The sequence below is a fragment of the Candidatus Regiella insecticola LSR1 genome, from assembly GCF_000143625.1.
In the GTDB taxonomy this organism is placed as follows: Bacteria; Pseudomonadota; Gammaproteobacteria; order Enterobacterales; family Enterobacteriaceae; genus Regiella; species Regiella insecticola.
The window spans coordinates 1-3244 of the sequence record NZ_GL379645.1 but is presented as its reverse complement, the minus strand read 5'-3'; the positions used below and the strand labels follow the sequence as shown (position 1 = coordinate 3244).

The window sequence follows — 3244 nt, the reverse complement described above, 5'->3', positions numbered from 1 at the left end:
CGCATGAATAATTAAATTAAATTTTTCAGTCTGTAATGCCGCCATCTCCAACGCCATAATATTTTTCTTAAAGAGTTCACTCAACTGTTGCGCACGACTAAAGGTTCGATTGCTAATAACTATGTTACAACCGTAGGAGATAAGTGGCGAGATGACGCCTCGCGCAGCGCCCCCCGCTCCGATTAATAAAACGCGATCCTGCGGATGGATAAAATTGAGCCGATTAAGATCGTCTAATAAGCCGATACCGTCCGTATTATCGCCTAATAATTTTCCATCATCTATCGCGAGTAAAGTATTAACCGCCCCTGCCAATGCTGCTCTTTCTGTCAGTTGGTTACATATTGCATAGGCTCGCTCTTTAAAGGGTGTCGTAATATTAGCCCCTTTTGCACCAGCTGAAAAAAATGTGGTTAATTCTTTTTCGAAATGATCAGGGGAGGCAAGTATTGATCGGTATAGATGTGCAATACCCGTTTGAGCGGCAAAAAGCGCGTGAATTTTAGGCGATAGACTGTGTTTGATGGGGTTACCGAAAACAGCAAAGTGTGACATATCTTTCTCTGCTAGCCTTGACGAAGTTGTTTACCCGTTAGCGCATCTCTGATTTCTGATGGATTTTTACAACCGCCCACCTGCCCTGTTAGCACGGGTAATAAAATACCAAATTGCATTTTGACATCTGCTTCTGTACGACAAGGCGGATGACCACTTAAATTGGCACTGGTCGAAACTAAAGGCTTACCATAGCATGTACACAGCTGCCGTACTAATGGATGAGCACTCACCCTAACAGCCAGTGAATTAAAACGCCCCGTTAACCAATCAGGGGTATCTCTTTTGGCGGGGATCACCCAAGTTATCGCCCCTGGCCAACTGCTAAAAACAGAGGCACGCTGAGCCATGCTGAGCTGTGAATCATCGAGATAAGGCTGTAACTGATCATAGTTAGCCGCAACGAGTATTAGCCCTTTTTGCCGAGAACGCTGCTTCAAGGTCAATAACGCATTCACCGCTTTTTCGCTGTTTGGATCACACCCCAAGCCAAATACCGATTCTGTTGGATAGGCAATCACTTCTTCATGTTGTAACGCTAATAATACTTTTTCCAATTGAGCGGGCTCATTTTGACTCATGCCCTTATCCTACTATTATCTGATATCTGATTTTTCTGAGAGCCTATGCGAAATCGCTTGAAACCGCCAATATTTTATTTTCTACCCAGCAATAAAGATCATTAACAGTATCAATATTAATAATGTCTTTTTCATCCATATCAATTTTTAATTGCTCGCTAATCATGATGACCATATCTATTAGCGCGAGGGAATCTGCGTATAAATCATTAATAAGATGTTTTTCGCCACTAAGATCTTGCTCACTACAGCCAAGACAAGTGACCAAGATCTGCCGGGTGATCCTTTTATGATCAGTTTTACCACCGTTCTTCATCATCAAGAATGCTCCAGTTGTCACCTTCAAAACTAGGCGTTTTAATTGGTATATTTTGTTTATTAGTAATAGCTGTAAAAAACTTTTATTAAATTTTACGAAGACGTCATCGCCAGTGAAAGCTTCTTTTTTTCTTTTTCTCTTTGTTCAGGATCATCAATATTAATAATTTTTTCCTCAAAAATTTTCTAAGGTAATTTACTCTAGAAGATGCTGGTTTTAAATATTCAGCATGTTTATTAAAAGCATTTTTTAATGCCTCATGTCTGGCTTCTTTAGTTTCAGCAGAAGTGACCTTTTCCGCCAGATCTTTCTTTAATGATTCCATTCTTTCTTTAAGCGTCATTGACGTATTCAGTACACCGGGCGAGGAATTTTTTGTTTGGTAAAATGCAGTGTTAATAATTTCAGTCATAGCATGTCCTTAGTAGATATTTAAATTTATTATTATTTTATTCGGTAGCAGAAAATGATTTTTGAAAGAGATCACTCAATTGTTGTAAAGCATTTTGTGAAAGCGTTCGACATTCCTTAGTGACATAATTGGTTAATGATAAACGTGTTAAACCCTGTTCAATAAATTCATCTGGAACAAATTCAGCGATTTGATCAACATATTTAATAATTAATCTAGATTCTGCATGATATTCTATTTTTATCGGTTTATTCCAATTTTCATTAAGGAATTCTAGTAACTGCACATGCCTTTTTTTTGCACTTAACGGAAGAATTAAATGTAATAAATCATCATTTACAACAGATTTTTTATCTAATTTACGCAACCATTCATCAACTAAAATAATTAGTATATCAGAATGATCAAGGGCAGTAGATAATATTTCCTTAGCACGTTCCACTAGTACTATATTTAATTTTTCACTTAACGCATTACTCGCGTTAATATATTTTTTTATCTGTTTGGCAGCGGTAATAACACCTTGTTGATAACCCTCGGCATAAGCCTGTTTTCTTATTTTTTCCGCATCAGTTCCTGCTTGCTTAATCATTTTTTTTGCGTGTAAGCAAGCTTCAGACAATATATTTTTTGCTTGTCTTTGTCCGGTGACTTGTGCACGTGTCAATAACACACCTTCATGTGCAGTTAAAGGCGTTAATTTAAGCATTATACAGAGCCTCGTTTTGATATATTAACCGAATTGTTCTTCATCATCATGCGCGTAATAGTGTTTCAGCGGCACCAACGACTTTACGTACAGTGGCACTAATCAGTGACACCTCCATATTATAATCACCCATGCGTTTTTGTAATCGATAAGTATCATCAAAGCTCATAGGTTTGTTACTGTTTATTTGTTCTAAAATTTTATTTTTTCTGTCAGAAAATTCAGCAATATTATTAGAATATGCACTCAGCATACGATCTTCAAGTGATACGTTTCCATCATCAATTGGTTTAATATCATCGACAATGGTTTTTATGCCTTGAATGTTTTTAATTGAATCCATTATAGCCTCTATATAAGATATATATTAAATAAAGTTGAAAATATTTAATTAACTAACATTAATTAACGGAAGGTGCTGATAATACTCATGGTAACATCTTTCAATTCTTTACTTGTATTAGAAGCCGCTGTTTTTGCTAACATATTATCCTGTGATATTCGCTGATAATTAAGTGCTGCCACTTCATTTAAAGGATCTTTACTTAGCTGTTTAAGTGCCGCCATAACATCTTCTGGCAACTCTGGCTGTCTCTGTTCACTACGCTTTGTAGATAAATCTACTACCGATGTTACACCTGCATTTTTATTAAAACTGATAATATCAG

At 36.7% G+C, this 3244-nt stretch carries 7 protein-coding genes; all 7 read right to left on the bottom strand.

Annotated features, from left to right (window positions below):
- Positions 1-555, bottom strand: a 555-nt coding sequence (aroE, locus tag REG_RS08695; RefSeq protein WP_006705301.1) for a shikimate dehydrogenase, incomplete at its 3' end; no start/stop codon positions are given.
- A gap of 11 nt (positions 556-566) precedes the next feature.
- On the bottom strand, positions 567-1136 hold the full coding sequence (gene tsaC / locus REG_RS08690; protein WP_006705300.1) for an L-threonylcarbamoyladenylate synthase type 1 TsaC: 570 nt from the start codon (positions 1134-1136) through the stop codon (positions 567-569).
- A 43-nt stretch (positions 1137-1179) separates the two neighbouring features.
- On the bottom strand, positions 1180-1455 hold the full coding sequence (locus tag REG_RS08685; RefSeq protein ID WP_039908335.1) for a phosphopantetheine-binding protein: 276 nt from the start codon (positions 1453-1455) through the stop codon (positions 1180-1182).
- A gap of 103 nt (positions 1456-1558) precedes the next feature.
- Positions 1559-1867, bottom strand: a complete 309-nt coding sequence (locus tag REG_RS08680; protein ID WP_006705298.1) for a hypothetical protein — start codon at positions 1865-1867, stop codon at positions 1559-1561.
- Between the two features lie 37 nt (positions 1868-1904).
- Positions 1905-2576 carry a hypothetical protein gene (locus REG_RS14380; RefSeq protein ID WP_006705297.1) on the bottom strand — a complete coding sequence of 224 codons (672 nt, stop codon included), beginning with the start codon at positions 2574-2576 and terminating at the stop codon, positions 1905-1907.
- Positions 2577-2622: 46 nt separating this feature from the next.
- Positions 2623-2919 carry a type III secretion system inner rod subunit SctI gene (gene sctI, locus REG_RS08670; RefSeq protein ID WP_006705296.1) on the bottom strand — a complete coding sequence of 99 codons (297 nt, stop codon included), beginning with the start codon at positions 2917-2919 and terminating at the stop codon, positions 2623-2625.
- A 62-nt stretch (positions 2920-2981) separates the two neighbouring features.
- Positions 2982-3244, bottom strand: a 263-nt coding sequence (locus REG_RS13480; protein ID WP_039908333.1) for a hypothetical protein, incomplete at its 5' end; no start/stop codon positions are given.

Coding starts and splice junctions, on each gene's coding strand:
- tsaC (WP_006705300.1), bottom strand. CDS start 1,136: ATGAGTCAAAATGAGCCCGCTCAATTGGAAAAAGTATTATTAGCGTTA.
- REG_RS08685 (WP_039908335.1), bottom strand. CDS start 1,455: ATGATGAAGAACGGTGGTAAAACTGATCATAAAAGGATCACCCGGCAG.
- REG_RS08680 (WP_006705298.1), bottom strand. CDS start 1,867: ATGACTGAAATTATTAACACTGCATTTTACCAAACAAAAAATTCCTCG.
- REG_RS14380 (WP_006705297.1), bottom strand. CDS start 2,576: ATGCTTAAATTAACGCCTTTAACTGCACATGAAGGTGTGTTATTGACA.
- sctI (WP_006705296.1), bottom strand. CDS start 2,919: ATGGATTCAATTAAAAACATTCAAGGCATAAAAACCATTGTCGATGAT.